Below are 18,397 nucleotides of genomic sequence, written 5' to 3'. Positions count from 1 at the left end.
CTCCTGCAGGTCAGGCCACCGCCGCGCGTGGCGCGGGCGACAGCAGCTCAAGGGAAGTCAGGCGTGCGTCGAGGTCGGCCACCGGCGCGTCGAGGATGAACTCACCCACGCCGAAGCGCCGGTGCAGCGCATCCAGTTCGTCACGCACATGCTGCGCATCGCCGGACAGCACGCTGGGGCGGGTTTCCTCGATGCGGAAGTCGGCCACGCCTACCTGGCGCGCATATTCGGCGGCCGCCTCGGGACTGGGCAGGTTCACCGTCTGGCCGGGGCCGAGGTGCAGCTTGTAGACGCGCAGCGCACCGATGTGACGCGCAGCCGCTTCGGCCGTAGGTGCGGCGAAGGCCACCGTGGCCAGCAGTGGCGGCTGCGAGGAGACGCTGCGGTAGGCGTCGAACGCGACCTCAATGTGCTTCGGATCACCATCGAAGTGCGCGGCGTAGACGAAGCGCCAGCCCAGCTCGGCCGCCTGCTGCGCACTCTGCGGGCTGGCACCGAGCAGGAAGCGATCCGGCGCCTGCTGCGGGATCGGGCGCGCCTGCGCCTCGGTTTCGGTGCCGGAAAGGTAGCCCTCCAGGTCGCGCAGCTGCTGGTCGAAATCGGCAAACGCCGGTCGCCCCGCTGCCAATGCCGCCGTAGAGGCCGGCAGGCCACCGGGGGCCTTGCCCACGCCCAGGTCCACGCGCCCTGGCGCCAACGCCGCCAGCAGGTTGAAGTTCTCCGCCACCTTGTACGGCGCGTAGTGGCGCAGCATCACTCCGCCGCTTCCGATACGGATGCGCCGGGTCTGCGCCAGCACCCAGGCCGCCAGCACTTCCGGAGCGGGGCTGGCCAAGGTCGGCGCGGCATGGTGCTCGGCAAACCAGTAGCGGTGATAACCAAGCTGCTCAGCGCGCTGCGCCAGCTGCAGGCTGTTGCGCAGCGCCTGCTCCGGCGAGGCGCCCTCGGCCACCGGGCTCTTGTCCAGCACGCTGATCTGATAGCTCATCGTCGCGTCCTCGCTCAGGGGTGGGCCACGGGAATGCCGAGCAATCCGTTCAGCGCGGCCAGGATCGGCTCGGCGCCGGAGATGTACTGGCGATCCTGATGCGCGCCACTGGCCAGTTCGCTGCGCACGCCCTGCGGCAGCACCAGCTTGGGCAACGACTGGTCCTGCTCGCCGATCTCGGCAATCACCTCGCGGCGCGGCCGCGCGAAGCCGATGCGGCGCACATCCAGCTGCGCGTCCAGGCCGTCGATGCTCGACAGCGCGCCTTCCAGCAGCAGGCTGTGCCGGCAGAAGAAGCGCTGGCCGGGAATCTGTCCGTCCTCGAACTCACGGTCGAGCAGGAACAGGATGGGCTTGTCGGTTGCGTCCAGACTCACGGGGGCGTCCTCATCGGGGGGGCGGCAATGCGATGCCGCTTCGATATCGATGCTAGAGATGACGGCCGCCGGGACGGCGATGCCAGGCGACAATCGGCGGTCAGATCCGGCCATGCAGATGCGCCTTGGCCATAAGCAAAGCGCCGCCGGTTATGCCGTCAGGCGATCCGTCGCAGCGGCGCCGGTACCGCCAGCGCCTGCGCTGCCAGATGCCCGGCCGCGCGCTCGGTCGCAAGCGCGATGCGTGCCTGCAAGGCTGCACTGTTGATACGCTCGCCATCAAAGTCGGCCGGCGTGGCATACACCCCGATCGGCAGCGTGTGCGCCTGCAGGAAACTGAACAACGGCCGCAGCTGGTGGTCGATCACCAGCGCATGGCGCTCGCTACCGCCGGTTGCCGCCAGCAATACCGGCGTATCCACCAGCGCTTCCAACCCGATGAAATCGACCAGGTGCTTGAACAGCCCCGGATACGACCCCCGATAGACCGGCGCGGCCACTACCAGCAGCCCGGCCGACTCGATCGTCTGCAGCGCCTGCTCCACGGCGGGCTCCGCTTCATCGCGCGACAACGACTGCCCCAGCGAGCGCGCGATCGGCGCCAGCTCCACCAGATCCACACTCGCATGCACCCGCTGCTGCAGCGACTCCAGCAGATGCCGCACCAGCAGCAACGTGCGCGACGTCGCCGAACTGGTCGGCGACCCCACCACTGCAACCACCTTCAATGCAGAAGACATGAACTGCTCCTCGATGATGCCGGACTACGTCCGGCCGCCGTTCGCCTTTTGTAGAGCCGAGCCATGCTCGGCTGCTTCCCGCCCTTGTAGAGTCGAGCCATGCTCGACTGCTCCAGGTCAGAACCGGTAATTGATCCGCCCATACCAGTACGCCCCAACGTTGCCTAGCACATCGCCGTTGTCCCAGGTCGTCTCGATGCTGGCCACATCGGTGGCACTGCGCGCGTACTCCGGCACCTTGCGGGTGCGCTTGTCGAACACGTTGTTGATGCCCAGCGCCGCACTCCAGCCCGCACCCAGTTCCACGGCACCAGAAAGATTGGTCACCAGCACCGGCGGCTGCTTGTACTCCACGCCGTTGCTCAGGCGCTTGATCGGGCCGTAATACGTGAAGTCCACATTCGAGCGCCAACGCCCGTTCTGCCAGCCCAGCCCTGCCACCTGCGTGTAGCTCGGCGTACGGAAGCGCAGCGCGTACTCGCTGCTCTTGGTCAGCAGGTTGATGTTCGGCAGTCCCTGCAGCGCCGCCGGAATGTCGCTGACCTTCTGGATGGTGGTGCGGCCCACGTTGGCCGCGTAGCTCCAGCGCAGCTTGCCCCATGCCGTTTCCTGGTTCGCTTCCAGGGTCAGCTCAACGCCACGGGTACGGGTATTGCCCACATTGGTGAAGTAGCTGGCGTAGAAGGCATCACCAGGCAGGATGCTGATGCCGGCCGACCCCAGCAGCGCATCGATGGTGTTCTTCTGCGCCGCACTCAGCACCGTGCCGCTGTTGTCGGTGACGCGCGCCGGGTCCTGTGCGTTGTAGCCGATCTGGCTGGACTGCCCGAGCTGGCCACGGATGTCGATCTGATAGGCATCCACTGCCAGGTGGAAGGCCGGGCTCGGGTCCCAGGTCACGCCCAGGCTGTAGTTGGTGGCTTTCTCGGGCTTCAGCGGTGTGGCACCCAGTGCGATCGCCGCCGGCGACGACACCTGCGCCACCAGCGTTGTGCCGCAGGGGCAGCTGCCGGTGGCCTGGTAGAACTGCGCGCCCAGGCTGGGCGCATGGAAGCCGTTGCTGACCGTGGCCCGCACGCCCAGCGCATCGGTGAAGTCGAAGCGCGTGGTCAGGCGGCCCGTGGAAACGCTGCCGAAGTCGGAATGGTCTTCCCAGCGCGCGGCGGCATCCAGGTACCAGCGCGAGGTGATGTTGGTGGCCGCGCCCACATAGACTGCCTTGCTGTTGCGTGTAGCCTTCACTGCATCGGCGGTGGAGTAGCCCACGAAGGCGGCCGCACCGAAGCCGGTATACGACTCCCACTGCCCTGCTCCGCGTTCGTACTGTTCGTGCTGGTACTCGGCGCCCGCACTCACTTCCAGCGGCGAGGCGAACGCTGCCACCTCAAAGCCACGGCGCAGGTCCAGGTTGGCGATACCCTGCTGGTAGTCCAGCTTGCCGTCATAGAAATCCGTGGGCGATCCCGGGTAAGGAAGCGAGTAGTTCACCGAATTACGGGTGTAGGTACGCACCGTGCTGCGGTTGCCGGTCAGGCTGGCGTCGTAGTCCCATCCCGCGATCTGGCCTTTCACGCCCGCGGTGCCGGTGTACTGCTTCTCCTTGGTTTCCAGCACCGGCAGGAAGCCATCGGGGAACACACTCAACACGCCGGGTGCCTTGTAGGTGGTGAAGATGGTCGCCGGCAGGCGGAAGTTCTGGATCGCCTGCGCGGTGCGATCGCTGGCGGTGGCATTGGCGTAGAACTGCGCGCTGTCACCCAGGCCATGGCCCACGTTCACCGCAAACGCCTTCAGCGCATACGAAGGGGAGCTGAGGATCGTGTTGGCCTCGGCATTGCGGGTGGCTTCAGCCGGGTTGGGCGAGGCGCCGGCCGGCAACCGGTTGTTCGGGCGCAGTGCAACCAGATTGCCGTTGGCATCCACTGCCGGATAGCTCAGGTAGCCATCGATGTAACGGCGGGTACGAATCGCATGGTGCTGCCGCGTGGTCTCGCCGGACAGGTTGACGAAGCCATCGGCGCCCCACGGCAGGCCCACGTTGGCCCGCACGCTGGTGCGCGATCCATCGCCGTCGGTGCTCTGCCCACTTTCCACGGCCAGTTCGCCACCATGTGCCTGCGACTTGAGGATCACGTTGACCACGCCGGTGATCGCGTCCGAACCATAGATGGCCGATGCACCATCGCGAAGCACTTCCACATGGTCGATGGCCGAGACCGGAATCAGCGCCAGGTCGGCCCAGGCATGGCCCGGAAAGCCGCCACCGTTTGCGCCACTGACGTAGGCGCTGGCATTGCGACGCTTGCCATTCACCAGCACCAGCGTGTAACCCGGCGACAGGTTGCGCAGCTGGTAGCCGCGGATCAGGCTCTCCTGGTCGCTCTGGTAGCCACCGATCTGGCTGAGCGACGGCAGCGCGCGTTGCAGTGCTTCCAGCAGGTTGGCCTGGCCGGTGGCGGTGAGGTCTTCGGCGGAGATCACATCGATCGGCGTGGAGCTGTTCTTCACCGTGCGCGTACTGGTGCGCGAACCGGTAACGACCACGGCATCCAGCGTGGATGCCGCGACATTGGCGGATGCGGCCGTGGTGGCAGGATCCGCATCGGCTTCAGCGGCATGGCTGGGCGACGTGGCGAGGGTGGCCGCGATCAGGACGGCAAGAGAGCTCAGGACAGGAGTGTGGGCGGCAGGCATGGGGGCTCGTGGGGGTGGGCCGGAAACACGCTTCCATTCAAGGGCCTGTTCACCCACCGCGACAGGCATGAACGCGTCACCCAGCCGTAACATCCGGCCACCCACATGACTGCTGGTAATGAGGTTAGGCAACGCTGGGCGCCACGCCGCCCGATGGCGCTTCCATGGATGGCGACGGACGAACGGCGAACCGCAGGGTAGAGTCGACTGTTAGTCGACTGCTGTTGGCGACACCGCTTGGATGCCCGCGCTACGCGCGATAGTCGACTAACAGTCGACTCTACCCAGTCGGTTGTCCCAAGCCCGATGGCCATCCCCAGCCTGCTTCCGATCAACGCCCCCCGCGCACATGCTCCACAGGCATCACCTCATGCCCGCGCACCACTCCGCGCCGCGCACCTCGACCCGTAGCATCAGGCCATGCCCAGCCCTCCCGCCGATCCCACCGCGCCGCTCGTTGCCATCGTCGCCTGCCACGGCCAGGGGCTGTTCGAATTCGGCTGTGCGGTCGGCCTGTTCGCACCCGTGCGGCCGGAACTCGGCGTGGCCTGGTACCGCACCCAGCTGTGTGCGGGCGAACCGGGTGCGCTGCGCATGCTCGGCAGCACCCAGGTGCAGCTGCCCTACACACTCGATGCCGTCGACGACGCCGACATCATCGTCATTCCCGGTTGGCGCGAGCCCAGCGAGCGTCCACCCCAGGCGCTGCTCAATGCCCTCATCCGTGCCCACGCACGTGGCGCACGCATCGCTTCGATCTGCTCCGGCGCCTTCGTGCTGGCCTGGGCCGGGCTGCTCGATGGCCGCCAAGCCACCACCCACTGGCGCCTCACCGAAGCGCTGGCGCATGCGTTCCCGCGCATCGACGTGCGCGAGGATGTGCTGTACGTGGATACCGGCAGCATCATCACCTCCGCTGGTTCGGCCACCGGCATGGACATGATGCTGCACATGGTGCGCAAGGATTACGGTGCGCGCGTGGCCAACCTCGTCGCCGAACGGCTGGTGCTGGCACCGTGGCGCGATGCCGGGCGCAGCCAGCGCGTCAGCCGTGCCATTCCCAACGGCGAGCCCACGCGGTTGGCGAAGCTGATGGAGTGGATGCGCCGCAACCTGCGCGAGCCACATTCGCTTGGCAGCCTCGCCGAGCAGGCCGCACTCAGCCAACGCACCCTGCAACGGCAGTTCCTGGAAGCCACCGGCCTGTCGCCGATCGACTGGCTGATCCGCGAACGCGTGGCCTACGCCCGCGAGCTGCTGGAAACCACGGACCGGCCACTGCAGTGGATCGCCGAACAGGCCGGCTTCGGCTCGCAGGAGTCGTTCCGCCGCCATTTCCGCAGCCAGGCCGACGCCAGCCCGACCGAATACCGCAGCCAGCATCGCAACGGCATCGGTGCCGACCGCCTGGTCGGCTGCTGAGTGCCCTCTTTCCCGGCTTCCCACGGCGCCCCCACCGCCGCAAGATAGGCGCACGCCCCACACTGCCGATGGAACGGTGATGACTGACAGCCCCTACCGGAATTACCGCGTCGGCATCGGCGTGTCGCTGCTGCTGGCCGCGCTTATCACCGCGCTCTCGCTCATCGCGGTGGCGACGCCCTACCTGGGCTGGGGCGTCGTGGCGCTGGCCACCGTCGCGATCTGGGTCGGCCTCCCCTTGCTGCTTGTCCTGCTGCTGGCGTGGCTGCGTTACATGGTGCGGCAGCGCGGTCAGGTGCCCGGCCGGGTACACGCGCTGATGTTCGTGCCGACCGTCGCCGCCATGCTCATCATTCCGCTGTGGCATTCCCTGCAGAGCAGTTGGGCCAGCCTTGGTGGCGGTTCGCGTGCCTCCATCGCAGAGCTGCACGTCAACCTCAGCGGGCAGCCGCTGTGGCTGGACACCACGCCGTATGCATCCACCGGCTCCGGCGCTGGCCCGGACCTGCCCATGCAGGGTGAAACGCCCGGGCAGTTCATGGCCTTCCATCGCTATCCCAATGCACAGTCCGATGCAGACGGAGCGTTCCCGTATAAGGACGGGCGCCTGAAGCGCTCCGCTGACCACTATCGCTACGCCACACCCTCTGGAGATCGCGCTGTCACCGATGTGCCCCTGGAGCGCCGGCCGTATCCGGACCTTGCGCCATTCAACACCGGATGGCGGCGCCCTGGCACACCGGAGCTCGTGTACCTCTATTACCACTACAGCGATCATGTGGAGGTCGCGCCCACGCTCGCCCGCCTCAGTGGCTTCACTGTCGACGGTCTGGAACGCAGCCGCTTCGAAGGCCTGGTGCTGTTCAAAATCCACAACTACGGCGGTGCACCGATCGTGCGGCTGGAGGTCAATGGCACCGCACTGGACATTGGTGACAGGGCCATCGCGAGCATCCCGGACGTGCCCGGGGACTGCACGGCCTACGGCTACCCCCTCGGCGGCGCATTGTTGTCGCTGGACGCCCCCCTGCAGGTGCGCTGGCAGACCGTCGATGCACCGGCGCATTGGCACAGCACGCGCGTGCAGGTGCCTGCGTTCCGGCAGCCGCTGCCACTGCAGGGGCAATCCACGTTGCAGCGCGTCCTGCTGTACGTAATGCCCGACGGCACGGTGGCCGCCGAACGCTACGCCGAAGTATTCGAGGGCGACAAACTGCGCGGCATCAAGGCCACCGGCCTGCCCGCCAGTGCGGCCACCCATGCGGTGTGTGGCAGCGCCCGCGCGAGCTACCGCGAAGGTGCCGACACCGTATTGGCCGACTGATCCCCGGGGCACGCAGGCTCAGCCTTGATGCCATCTCTCCGTCGCCACGCTCGCCGGGCATTGCCCGGCGTTACCTGACGAGGCTCTCCCGGTAGCGCCGGGCCACGCCCGGCGGGGTTCAGTCGTCCTGCACCAGCTTGAACTCGCGCAGCAGCCCACCGATCTGGGTCTTGTCCAGCTTGTTCATCAGCAGGTTGCGCAGGAACGCCGGCCCGGGAATATCCAGTTCCTTACCATCGCGCAGCCGTCCGGTCGCAGCCAGCAGCGAGCGCACGTCGTAGGTGGAATTGAACACCTCCGGCACACCGCGTTCGATGTCCAGCAACGTGTACACCGCCTCCATCGGCGTGCGCACCGAGTACTCGGTGGTGAAGATGCAGTCGCGCTGCTTCGATTCGGCGAACTGGCCGATGAAGGCGAAGTTCACCGCACCCTCCGGCACCACGTCCGGGCGGTCACCGGCCTGGCGCGGCATGAAGAACGCCGTGATGTACGGCATCATCACCGGCACGGTCTTCGCGCCAGTCGCGGCCAGCGCATCAATCTCTTCCACCGGCACGCCCAGGTGGTACAGCCACTCGCGGGTGATCTCCTCGCCGGTACAGTCCTGCATCGGCTTCTTCACGTAGTCACCGGGCGTATCCACGAACAGCGAATACACCCAGACCACGATCTGGTCCTTGGGCTGGCTCTTGAAATGCGGCTGGCGGTTCACCGTCCAGCTCATCAGCCAGCGCGAGTCACGCACGCTGACGATGCCGCCGGTCACCACCTTGCCGCTGAAGGGATCGCGCTTGGCGATCTTCTGGATGTAAGCCGGAATGCGCGCATCCAACGTGGTTACCGTCGCCGATTCCCACTTGGTTTCCGGGATATGCGCGCCGAACACGTCCGGGCGCCCGAACGCCGCATCCTTCGCGGCAATGCGTCGCCACAGGTCCCAGGCCGGCGCCGGGCCTTCGTTCAAGCGTGCCGCCGTGTGGTGGTCGCCGTTGTCCGAGTTCTCGGTCAGCGAACCGATGGTCATGAACAGCAGATCGTCCGCGCCCAGATCCACCCCATCGGCCACACCATCACGCATCCAGTGGATGCGCGTGGCCTGCTTGCGTCCCAGCTGCAGATCGAAGTCGACGTCGGTCACCTCGGTGCCGTACTGGAATACCACGCCCTGGTCCTGCAACCACTTCACCAGCGGCAGCACCAGCGATTCGTACTGGTTGTACTTGGTGAACTTCAGCGCCGAGAAATCCGGCAGCCCGCCGATGTGGTGGATGAAGCGATGCAGGTAGAGCTTCATCTCCAGCGCCGAATGCCACTCCTCGAACGCGAACATGGTGCGCCAGTACAGCCAGAAGTTGCTGTCCAGGAAATCGCGGCCCAGCACTTCGTTGATGCGCTTGTTCTCCATCTCCTGCCGGGTGGCCAGGAACAGCGCGATGATGTCCTTCTGCGCCTGCTCGGTCAGCGTGAACAGGCCGTCGGTGTGCGCATCCTCGCCGCGGTTGATGGTGGCGCGCTGCAACGAATAGTTCGGGTCGTCCTTGTTCAACCAGTAGAACTCGTCCAGCACGCTGGCGTCGTCGATCTCCAGCGAGGGGATCGAGCGGAACAGATCCCACAGGCACTCGAAATGGTTCTCCATCTCGCGACCACCACGGATCACGAAACCCTTTTCCGGCACCTTCAGGCCATCCAGCGCGCCGCCGGCAATCTGCTGCTGCTCCAGGATGGTGATGCGCTCACCGGCCATGCGCCCGTCGCGTACCAGGAACGCCGCACCGGCCAGCGAGGCCAGGCCCGAGCCCACAAACCAGGCACTCTTGCCATCCACACCAACCGGCTTGCGCGGGCGCGCGAAGGCTTCGTAGTTGCCACTGCTGTAGTACATGCACTGCTCCTTCCTGGAGGGGGTCCACCCCACTCTAGCGCCGAACCCGTCTCCCTCATGCTTCAGCCCGCCTGCGACCCAGTGACGCAGTAGTGCCAGGCCATGCCTGGCAAGTCCCTCCAAACGACCAGATTTGACATGCAGGCATTTGCCTGCATATAGTCCACTCGACGGCGGCACCTGCCCGCCCATCGCGAGGAACCTGCAATGGTGGATATCGCACACAGGGTCGGCATCAAGGCCCCCGCAAGCCAGGTGTATCAAGCACTGGCGACCCCCGAAGGCGTCGCCGCCTGGTGGGCCGAAGACACCCATGGCGACCGCAACGTCGGAGGGACGGTGAAGGTCCGCTTCACCAACAACGGCCAGGAAATCGGCGCCATGCAGATGAAGCTGGAGCAGCTCGTTCCTGGCGAACTCGTGCTCTGGAAGTTCCTGGCCGGCCCCGCCGAATGGATCGGCACGCATGCGCGTTTCGCACTGAAACAGGAAGGCGACTACTGCATCGTGCTGTTCACCCACGAAGGCTGGAAGGAACGCGTCGAGTTCACCTCCCACTGCAGCACCAAGTGGGCGGTGTTCCTGATGAGCCTCAAAGCCCTGCTGGAAACCGGCAAGGGCCAGCCCAATCCGAACGACATCAGGATCGACAACTGGAACTGAAGACATCCCGCATGAATGCAGACAAGGTGTTCAAGGCACTGGCCGACCCCACGCGCAGGACGCTGCTGGACCTGCTCTGCGCAGACAATGGCCAGACCCTGGGCCAGCTCTGCGAGCACCTGGACATGGCCCGGCAATCGGTCACCCAGCATCTGGGCCTGCTGGAAGACGCCAACCTGATCAGCACCGTGCGCCGTGGCCGCGAGAAGCTGCACTTCGTCAACCCGGTGCCGCTGCATGAAGTCTACGAGCGCTGGGTACGCAAGTTCGAGCAGCAGCGCCTGAGCCTGCTGCATGACCTGAAACGCGAACTGGAAGGAGAATGACGATGTCCGCAGAGACTACCCGCTTCATCCACGTGATCTACATCGCCTCCACGCCACAAAAGGTGTTTGAGGCCATCACCCGCCCCGAGATCGCCAGCCGCTACTGGGGCCATGAAAACGTCTCGGACTGGAAGCCCGGTTCGCGCTGGCAGCATGTGCGCGCCAACGAAACGCGTTCGGTCGAGCTGGTCGGCGAAGTGGTGGAAAGCACCCCGCCCTCGCGGCTGGTCATCACCTGGGCAGCCGTCTCACAGGCCGACAATCCCGCTGCCTACAGCCGCGTCACCTTCGACATCGTGCCCTACCAGGACATGGTGCGGCTGACCGTTACCCACGACGAGCTTGAACCGGGCAGCGGCATGGATACCGGCATCCGCCAGGGCTGGCCGATCGTGCTGTCGAGCCTGAAGTCGCTGTTGGAGACTGGCAAAGGGCTGGATGTGTTTGCCAAGCCGAGCTGAGCAACGCGCCCCGTACAGAAAGAGCGTCGCCGCGCTAGTTGCAGACGGCGACGTTCTTCCCCTGCCACACCGGCGATGAGGGAGTCAGGGTGTCAGACGGCATGCCCGCCGCGCTCAGCTGGCCGTCCAGGTAGGTCAGCTGCATGCGCTTGCCGTCCTGGTGCAGCGCAATGGCATCCGTTGCACCACTCGCCAGCACAAGGTCATCGCCACGCCGCTTGACCTGCATCAGCTCCGGCGGAGTGGCCGCCCCCTCGTAGCGCTGGACCAAGGCATAGCCGCCATCGACATCGCTGACGAATGACACCTCCAGGCCAAGCAGGTCGCCTGACTCGGCATGCCTGCAGACGCTGGAATACGTGGCGGCGCGTTGCTGCGTGTTGCCGCTGAACACCGGCCAGGACAGTGCCAACAGGCCCACCGTCATGGCAAGTGATGAAATCGACCCGGCCAATGTCCCTCTCCCCTTCCCCTGTGCTGGACGCAGCGTAGCGCGTTTGCCTGCGGCGTTGATGCTGCGACCGCTCGCTGTCCAAGGCGTAGGCGACGATACTGGGCAGACGACACGGACTTCAGGACACCTCATGCCTCCCTCTTTGGAACAGATCGGCAGCACCCGCATCCTAAGCGTCGAGTCGCAGGGCCCTGCACTCGACGGCAACGGCCTGCGTGATCTGGTCGGCGACGCCCTTGGGCATCAGGCCGAGTGGATCGCCATTCCGGTGCAACGCCTGTCGCCAGACTTCTTCGAACTGCGCTCCGGTATGGCCGGGCAATGGCTGCAGATGCTGGTGAACTACCGCCTGCACTTCGCCGTGCTGGGCGATGTCAGCGACTACCGCGCACAGAGCGAATCGCTGGACGCGTGGATCACCGAGTGCAATCGTGGTCGCGACGGCTGCTTCGTGGCCGATTGGGACGCCCTGCTGGCTCGCCTGCCGGCTCCCGCCAGCGCGGGCTGAACGCCAACCCCACGCTCACCCTCACCGAACCCGGTTCCGACTGCGCTCCGACGCCGCCCGCCACAGCATCACCGGCAGGCTCCCCAGGCGACGTTCGATGAGTGCTTCAGACGCAGACTCCCTGCACAGCAAAGTGGCGGCGGTCACCCTTGGCTTCTGGGTGATGAAGATCGCCGCCACCACCCTCGGCGAGACTGCGGGCGATCTGCTGTCGATGACGCTCAACCTGGGCTACGTGGCCAGCTCGGCCATCCTGCTGGCGATCTTCGCCGGCCTGCTGGGCATGCAATTGTCGGCACGGCGCTTCCATCCTGTGCTGTTCTGGTCGGTGGTGCTCGCCACCAGCACCGCCGGCACGACGATGTCCGACCTGATCGACCGCACGCTCGGCCTGGGCTACGCCACCGGCGCCAGCCTGCTGGCCGGCTGCCTGGCGCTGGTGTTGCTGGCCTGGCGCATGTCGGAGAAGTCGATCTCGGTCAGCAACATCGCATCGCGCCGCGCCGAAGGCTTCTACTGGACCGCCGTTCTGTTCTCCAACACGCTCGGCACAGCGCTGGGCGACTTCCTTGCCGACGATTCCGGGCTGGGCTTCACCGGCGGCGCACTGCTGATCGGCAGCCTCATCGCGCTCACCGCGCTGGCCAGCCGCATCAAGGGCATCAACCGGGTCATCCTGTTCTGGATCGCCTTCGTGCTCACCCGCCCGTTCGGCGCCACCTTCGGCGACCTGCTCACCAAGCCGCTGGAAAAGGGCGGCCTGGGCTTCGGCACGGTAGGCTCGTCGCTGGTGCTGTTCACCATTCTCGTTACGCTGGTGGCGCTGCCGATGCTGCAGCGTAAGGCGCAGCCAGCCAACTAGCGCGCCGTCCAGCCCCCATCCACCGGCAACGCCGTGCCGGTGATCTGCGCTGCCGCATCCGAAGCCAGGAACACCACCATTTCGCCCAGCTGCTCGGGCGTCACGAACTGCAACGAAGGCTGCTTTTCAGCCAGCAGCGCGCGGGCAGCGGATTCCTGATCCGTGCCTTCCTTCTCTGCCAATGCGGTGATCTGCTGCTCGACCAGCGCCGTTCGCACCCACCCCGGGCAGATGGCATTGGCGGTGATGCCAGTGCCTGCATTCTCCAGTGCGGTCACCTTGGTGAAGCCCACCACGCCATGCTTGGCCGCCACATAGGCCGACTTGTTCACCGAGCCCACCAGCCCGTGCACCGACGCGATGTTGATGATGCGACCAGCGCCCTGCTGCTTCATATGCGGCAAGGCCGCTGCCGTTGCATGGAACACCGCCGACAGGTTCAGCGCCAGGATCGCATCCCACTTCTCGACCGGGAATTCCTCGATCGATGCGGTGTGCTGGATACCCGCGTTGTTCACCAGGATGTCGATGCGGCCCATCTTTGCAACGGCGTGCTCGATCATCGCGCGCACCGCCTCACCCTTGGACAGGTCGGCACCGTCATGTGCCACCCGCACGCCGAACTCGGCTTCCAGTCCGGTACGGATGCGCTCGATCTCCGCCGCATCGCCGAAGCCATTCAGCACGATGTCGGTCCCCTGCCGTGCCAGCGCCGTGGCGATGCCAAGACCGATACCACTGGTGGAACCGGTAACCACCGCAACCTTTCCACTGAACATGGGTGAGCTTCCATCGGACGGAGTCACAGTGTAGATCCACGCCCCGCGTGGATGCTCCCCCTCGGCATAAACCCACATTCCCCCTATATTCACCCCAATCCACCCATGGATGGCCCGATGAACCCCTGCAAGGCCCTGCTTCCCGCCGTTGTCGCCGCACTGCTCGTCCCTGCCATCAGCCAGGCCGCCCTGCCCGCGCAGCCAGCCACGCCGCTCACCACCGGCAGCGTGCGGGTGGATATCGCGACCGGCCGCGTAGATGGCGATGTATGCGTATCCAATGCCCCCGCCAACGCCCAAGCCCACTTCGTGCTCAACGCCGGCCTCAACGTCGCACGGGTCATCGATGGCGAGGGCAAGCCCGTAGGGTTCGATGGCTGGTACGACCCGGGCGTGGATGGCGAAGCGCGCGTCTACACCCTGGCCGAACCCGCCACCACGCTCTGCGTGCAGTACGTCGGCGCGTTCCCGCTGTACCCGAAGCACGATGCCCTGGGCGACTTCAAAGGCATGATGGCCTTCAACGGCGACAGCGCCCGCTTCACCGAGCAGTCCGCATGGCTGCCGCAGGCGTTCGACCCCAAGGCCCGCGTGCGCAGCAGCCAAAGCCGCTACGACCTGCAGGTAGACTGCGCCGGCTGCCGCTTCCTGTATCTCAACGGCAGCCCGGCCATCGAAGGCGCGCAGGGGCGATTCCGTAGCGACAACGCGCGGCCGATCCTGTTGTTCGGCGGCAGCGGCCCGATCACCCGCACCGCGCAGGTCACCATCCTCAATGAGACCCTGCCCGCGGCCAAGGTCGATGCCTTGTCCAGCACCGTACAGAGAGTAGCCGACGTGCACAGCCGCTACATGGGCGTGCCGCTGGCCGACCGCCCCACCTTCCTGCGCATGGTCACGCTCAACCAGATCGAGCGCGACCGCGAAGGCAGCGAATGGGGCTTTGCCACCTGGCCGACCATCGCCATGAGCGGCAGCATCGGCAACGTGGCCGATTCACTGCTGGCCGGCGGCGAGAACGCCGACCGCCGCGTGCAGTACATCGCGCACGAAATGGGCCATTACTACTTCGGGACGCTCAACCGTCCGCAGGGGCCCTACTTCTGGGTGTTGTTGGAATCCAGCGCTGAGTTCCTGTCGATCAAGGCGCTGCGGGAGATCAGCGGGGATGCAGCGTCCGATCGCTATGTTGCAAGGCTGCAGGCGGCCCTCGACAAGCAGAGCACGCCGCTGCCGGCATTCGATGCCATCGATGGCAACTCGGACCTGGGTGAGATGTATCGCTACGTCTATGGGCCGTTGCTGCTGCTCTCTCTGGAAAATCAGGTGGGCGAGGCGAAGATGCAGGCCTTCATGCGTGGGCTGCTGGCCTCGCCTTCGCCGAAGAACTGGGCGGAGCTGCAGGGCATTGCGCTGAAGGCCGGCATCGATGGCAGGACCTGGGAGCATTGGCGGGCAAGCTGTGTGGCAGGTGGCACACCAAGGTGCCGGTAGATCCACGCCATGCGTGGATTCACTCCCTCATCGCCCGCACATCTGATTCATCCAGCACCGTGTCCAAGGCAACCCGCCCTCCTGGCCCCTCTATTTGCCAATCGGCGCCGCTGATGTCCCGCGCAATCAGAAGAGCAGACCCGCCTGATCAACGGTCGCGAGCGGATTGGCCTTCCGCACCGCCTCCAGGAAGAGCAGGAAATCGCGGTTGAACAGCGTCAGGTTGTTGGTGAACGTCACGCACTTTCTGCCCGATGCTTTGCTGAAGCACACCTGCCAGACATACCGCCCGTAGATCCTGTCGGACGTTCGTGTGACTGAGGTGATCTGCGAAAGCGGAACCGCCGTAGGCACCGGCCCACGTCGCAGGTAAAAGGATTCTGTATCAAAGAAATAGTGCTCGCGATCCTCTTTGCCTTCCACCATCACCAAGGTCATGGATGTACCGGAGATCCGGCGAGGGGGATGCACACGCAGCCCCGTTTTAACGGCAGAGCGGGCAGTCGCTGACATTCGCCGAAGGATGAACCAAAGGATCCCCAACGGAAGTGCCGTGAGGACGATCAAGCCTACGGTCTTCAGAACAACTTCCAATGTGCTTGGCACACAGATCTCCAACATGAACGTTCAGGCATTGGCGATGCCCAAGTAGATCCACGCCATGCGTGGATGCTCTGCCCTCAACGCCCCATCACTTCCAATGATCCGGCCCCAGGAACGGCAGGCTCAACACAAACACCGGAACCGCCACAGGGATCAACGCCGCGCCCAGCACCTTCCCGGCCGCTGTCCCAACGCCCGGCTTGTCCGTATCGTCCGGCCGAATCCGCTCAGCCCGCGCGGTAATCGACTGCGCCAGCTTCGCCTTCGCGGCCAGCGCAGCAGCGTCCGGCAGCTTCACACGCTCGCCATCACTCTCGAACAGCGCGCTGTAATAGCTGCCGCCCTGCCTGGAAAGGTTGCAGTCCGGGTTGGCCGCCAGCTCGTAACGGCTCCGGGCTTCAAGGATGTACGGCTGGCGCGTCAACGCAGCGATGGCCTTGGCCACCCGAGGGCTGATCTCCAACCGCTCCAGCTTGAACTGCGCCGCCTGTTCCGGCGTCACCTGCTCCGGCCGCAGCAGCAGCGCGTAGCTGCCATGCACCTTGCTCCGGTCGGCCGGCACGCGCCAGTCCTCACGGAAGTACAGCTGCGCGCAGACCACGGCCTCGCGCAGCGGGCTGTCCATCAGGGCGCGGTAATCACGGAACGGCGCGGCATCGAAGCGCATCGGCTCGTCATAGACCGGCAGCAGGTACAGCTTGCCGTCGTCGGCCACGAACGCGCCGGTAATCTCGCGATTGGAATGGTGGTAGTCCGGCCCATTGGCGCAGCCAGACAACAGGGTCAGGCACAGGACGGAGAGAGTGAAGAGGATGGACGTTCGCATGTCGTAGTGAATGGCTTCCCTGGAGAACCGGCCCCGCCATAAGGTCGAGGCCAGTCTGCCATGGTGCCACGGCACCGCATGCCATGCAGAACCCGCCCTACTTCAACCGCTCCACCAACCGCTGCCCCACCTCCAACGCCGAGGCCGGGTTCTGCCCGGTAATCAGCTCGCGGTCCACCACCACATGCCCGGTCCACGGCGTGGTGTTGCTGCTGAACTTCGCACCCGCCCGCTGCAACGCGGTCTGCGGGTAGAACTTCATCTCACCGCCACCCAACATTGGCTTGGCCTGCTCTTCTTCCTGGTTGCTGATCACCGTCATCTGGTAGCCGCTGTAGATCCACTTCGGCGTAGCCGGCGTCACCCCCGCTTCCAGTTTCTCCACAAAACCACCCGCATCCGGCAGCGTGGACAGCAGCGCGATCGGCCCGTGGCAGACCAGCGCAGTGGTCTTGTTGCGCTGGTGGAAGTCGGCCAGCAGCCGGCCCAGCGCCGGGCTCTTCAGTAGGTCCTGCATCGGCGCGTGGCCACCGGGAATGTAGACCGCATCGAAACGCGCGTAGCCCTGTTGCTCGACGCGCGCCAGGCTGACCACCGGCGAGGCCGTCGGCGAGGTCAGCGCCAGTTTCTCCAGCAGGTCCTTGTGCAGTTTCAGCTGCGCCGCATCGTTGCCGAAGTACGCCGCCGTCACCGAGGACGCATCCACCGTCGGCGCCCGCCCCTGCGGCGTGGCGAAGGTCACCTCGTGGCCCGCGTCCAGCAGCAGCTTGACCGGCTGCATCAGCTCGTTGAGATAGAAGCCGGTGGACAGCACCTTGCCGTCCTTCAGGTCCAGGTGGTTTTCGTCGGACAGCACCACCAGCACGTTGGCGGCCTGCGCGCCGCTGGCGGCCAAGGTCAGGGCCAGCGCTGCGGCCAGCCGGGTCATCAGGTTCATGGGATCTCCTATCAGGGAATGGCCGCCACTTTATTCATCGCCCCAGCGGCGATAAATTGGCCCCATCGCAAAACATCTGTTCCCCGGAGAGTCAAATGAGCCGCAAGTTCGACTACCTGGGCGATGTGGAGGTGTTCCTGGCGGTGGTCGAGCACGGCTCGTTCACGGCCGGAGCGGTGGCGCTGTCCACCACGCCCTCGGTGCTGAGCCGCGCGGTGACCCGCCTGGAAGCGCGACTGGGCCGGCAGCTACTGCAGCGAACCACCCGCCGCGTGGGCCTGACCGACGCCGGGCGGCTCTATCTGGAACAGGTGCGCACGGCCTTCGGCCTGCTGGACGACGCCGAGCGCGACGTACTGGCCCAGGACGGTGCGCTGGCCGGCCGCGTGCGCCTGAGCGTGCCCACCACCTATGGTCACTACCGGCTGCCGCCCGTGCTGGCGCGCTTTGCGCAGCAGTACCCGCAGGTGCAGGTGGAACTGAACATCACCAACCGCAACGTGGACTTGGTGGCCGAAGGCTTCGATCTGGCCATCCGCCTGGGCCAGCTGCCGGACAGCGGGCTGGTGGGGCGAAAGCTGGAAGACGCGCCGCTTCTGCTGGTGGCTTCACCGGAGTACCTGCAGCGCCGGGGTACGCCGCAGACGCTGGAGGATCTGCAGCAGCACCTGTGCCTGCCGTTCTTGATGCCGCGTACCGGGCGGTTGGCGCCGTGGATCTTCCTCGATGGCGGGCGTGACGTGGACTGGCTGCCGCGTTCGTCCATCGAGACCACTGACGATGTGCTGGGCGTGGTGTCGCTGGCCGAACAGGGGATTGGCATCTGCCAGAGCTATGAGTTCATCGTGCGCGAGCGGCTGCAGCGTGGGCAGTTGGTGGAAGTGCTGCTGCAGCTGCGGGGGAGATCGCGGCCGTTCTCGGTGATCTATGCGCCGCATAGACGGCAGTCGGCGGCGGCGCGGGCGATGATTGAGTTGCTGGTGGGGAATGCGGCGGTGGTTGGGGATGGTGCTGGTTGAGGCTGGGATGCTGGCTGGCGGTGTCGTGTTTG

19 protein-coding genes are annotated in these 18,397 nt (G+C 65.7%); 9 read left to right on the top strand and 10 right to left on the bottom strand.

Annotated features, from left to right (window positions below; translation table 11 throughout):
• Positions 1–10: 10 nt before the first annotated feature.
• The 4 genes from QP552_RS08885 to QP552_RS08870 all read right to left on the bottom strand — a co-directional run bounded on the left by QP552_RS08885 (position 11) and on the right by QP552_RS08870 (position 4,799).
• A complete protein-coding gene (locus QP552_RS08885) occupies positions 11–988 on the bottom strand; it encodes an MsnO8 family LLM class oxidoreductase (RefSeq protein WP_286075616.1) in 978 nt (325 codons plus the stop codon).
• Positions 989–1,002: 14 nt separating this feature from the next.
• On the bottom strand, positions 1,003–1,365 hold the full coding sequence (locus tag QP552_RS08880; protein ID WP_005416277.1) for a DUF3088 family protein: 363 nt from the start codon (positions 1,363–1,365) through the stop codon (positions 1,003–1,005).
• 158 nt (positions 1,366–1,523) lie between these two features.
• The gene (msuE, locus tag QP552_RS08875; protein WP_286075615.1) at positions 1,524–2,105 is read right to left on the bottom strand and encodes an FMN reductase; all 582 of its coding nucleotides are present in this window, start codon (positions 2,103–2,105) and stop codon (positions 1,524–1,526) included.
• Positions 2,106–2,222: 117 nt separating this feature from the next.
• Entirely contained in the window at positions 2,223–4,799 is a 2,577-nt protein-coding gene (locus tag QP552_RS08870) for a TonB-dependent receptor (RefSeq protein WP_286075614.1), read from the bottom strand.
• A 420-nt stretch (positions 4,800–5,219) separates the two neighbouring features.
• Here QP552_RS08870 and ftrA point away from each other — a divergent pair, with 420 nt between their 5' ends.
• Positions 5,220–6,221, top strand: coding sequence for a transcriptional regulator FtrA (ftrA, locus tag QP552_RS08865; protein ID WP_286075613.1), 1,002 nt, complete (start codon positions 5,220–5,222; stop codon positions 6,219–6,221).
• Between the two features lie 79 nt (positions 6,222–6,300).
• Positions 6,301–7,545 (top strand): hypothetical protein, encoded by a 1,245-nt coding sequence (locus QP552_RS08860; RefSeq protein WP_286075612.1) that lies wholly within the window; start codon positions 6,301–6,303, stop codon positions 7,543–7,545.
• A 118-nt stretch (positions 7,546–7,663) separates the two neighbouring features.
• Here QP552_RS08860 and QP552_RS08855 read toward each other — a convergent pair whose 3' ends face one another.
• Positions 7,664–9,433, bottom strand: coding sequence for an oleate hydratase (locus tag QP552_RS08855; RefSeq protein WP_286075611.1), 1,770 nt, complete (start codon positions 9,431–9,433; stop codon positions 7,664–7,666).
• 207 nt (positions 9,434–9,640) lie between these two features.
• Between QP552_RS08855 and QP552_RS08850 the strand changes: the two genes are divergently transcribed.
• The 3 genes from QP552_RS08850 to QP552_RS08840 are packed head-to-tail and all read left to right on the top strand — an operon-like array spanning position 9,641 to position 10,883.
• A complete protein-coding gene (locus QP552_RS08850; RefSeq protein WP_286075610.1) occupies positions 9,641–10,096 on the top strand; it encodes an SRPBCC domain-containing protein in 456 nt (151 codons plus the stop codon).
• An 11-nt stretch (positions 10,097–10,107) separates the two neighbouring features.
• Positions 10,108–10,422 carry a metalloregulator ArsR/SmtB family transcription factor gene (locus QP552_RS08845; RefSeq protein WP_286075609.1) on the top strand — a complete coding sequence of 105 codons (315 nt, stop codon included), beginning with the start codon at positions 10,108–10,110 and terminating at the stop codon, positions 10,420–10,422.
• Between the two features lie 2 nt (positions 10,423–10,424).
• On the top strand, positions 10,425–10,883 hold the full coding sequence (locus tag QP552_RS08840) for an SRPBCC family protein (protein ID WP_286075608.1): 459 nt from the start codon (positions 10,425–10,427) through the stop codon (positions 10,881–10,883).
• A 34-nt stretch (positions 10,884–10,917) separates the two neighbouring features.
• Here QP552_RS08840 and QP552_RS08835 read toward each other — a convergent pair whose 3' ends face one another.
• Positions 10,918–11,295, bottom strand: coding sequence for a hypothetical protein (locus QP552_RS08835; protein ID WP_286075607.1), 378 nt, complete (start codon positions 11,293–11,295; stop codon positions 10,918–10,920).
• A gap of 172 nt (positions 11,296–11,467) precedes the next feature.
• On the opposite strand from QP552_RS08835, the gene QP552_RS08830 reads away from it, so the two are divergent.
• Positions 11,468–11,845 carry a DUF4180 domain-containing protein gene (locus QP552_RS08830; protein WP_286075606.1) on the top strand — a complete coding sequence of 126 codons (378 nt, stop codon included), beginning with the start codon at positions 11,468–11,470 and terminating at the stop codon, positions 11,843–11,845.
• 97 nt (positions 11,846–11,942) lie between these two features.
• Entirely contained in the window at positions 11,943–12,707 is a 765-nt protein-coding gene (locus tag QP552_RS08825; protein ID WP_286075605.1) for a hypothetical protein, read from the top strand.
• Here the strand turns inward: QP552_RS08825 and QP552_RS08820 are convergent.
• On the bottom strand, positions 12,704–13,486 hold the full coding sequence (locus QP552_RS08820; RefSeq protein ID WP_286075604.1) for a 3-hydroxybutyrate dehydrogenase: 783 nt from the start codon (positions 13,484–13,486) through the stop codon (positions 12,704–12,706). The two genes, QP552_RS08825 and QP552_RS08820, sit on opposite strands and share 4 nt — an antisense overlap.
• A gap of 117 nt (positions 13,487–13,603) precedes the next feature.
• Between QP552_RS08820 and QP552_RS08815 the strand changes: the two genes are divergently transcribed.
• Positions 13,604–14,980 carry a hypothetical protein gene (locus QP552_RS08815; RefSeq protein ID WP_286075603.1) on the top strand — a complete coding sequence of 459 codons (1,377 nt, stop codon included), beginning with the start codon at positions 13,604–13,606 and terminating at the stop codon, positions 14,978–14,980.
• 126 nt (positions 14,981–15,106) lie between these two features.
• Here QP552_RS08815 and QP552_RS08810 read toward each other — a convergent pair whose 3' ends face one another.
• The 3 genes from QP552_RS08810 to QP552_RS08800 form a co-directional block, all read right to left on the bottom strand.
• Positions 15,107–15,418, bottom strand: a complete 312-nt coding sequence (locus QP552_RS08810) for a hypothetical protein (RefSeq protein ID WP_286075602.1) — start codon at positions 15,416–15,418, stop codon at positions 15,107–15,109.
• A gap of 253 nt (positions 15,419–15,671) precedes the next feature.
• On the bottom strand, positions 15,672–16,409 hold the full coding sequence (locus QP552_RS08805; RefSeq protein WP_286075601.1) for a hypothetical protein: 738 nt from the start codon (positions 16,407–16,409) through the stop codon (positions 15,672–15,674).
• Positions 16,410–16,506: 97 nt separating this feature from the next.
• Positions 16,507–17,346, bottom strand: coding sequence for a type 1 glutamine amidotransferase domain-containing protein (locus QP552_RS08800; protein WP_286075600.1), 840 nt, complete (start codon positions 17,344–17,346; stop codon positions 16,507–16,509).
• A gap of 95 nt (positions 17,347–17,441) precedes the next feature.
• Between QP552_RS08800 and QP552_RS08795 the strand changes: the two genes are divergently transcribed.
• Complete coding sequence (locus QP552_RS08795) at positions 17,442–18,365, top strand: LysR family transcriptional regulator (RefSeq protein WP_286075599.1); 924 nt, start codon at positions 17,442–17,444, stop codon at positions 18,363–18,365.
• Positions 18,366–18,397 lie beyond the last annotated feature (32 nt).

The sequence above is a fragment of the Stenotrophomonas sp. 59 genome, assembly GCF_030291095.1.
GTDB lineage: Bacteria > Pseudomonadota > Gammaproteobacteria > Xanthomonadales > Xanthomonadaceae > Stenotrophomonas > Stenotrophomonas maltophilia_Q.
This window is presented reverse-complemented; position numbering and strand designations above follow the sequence as displayed.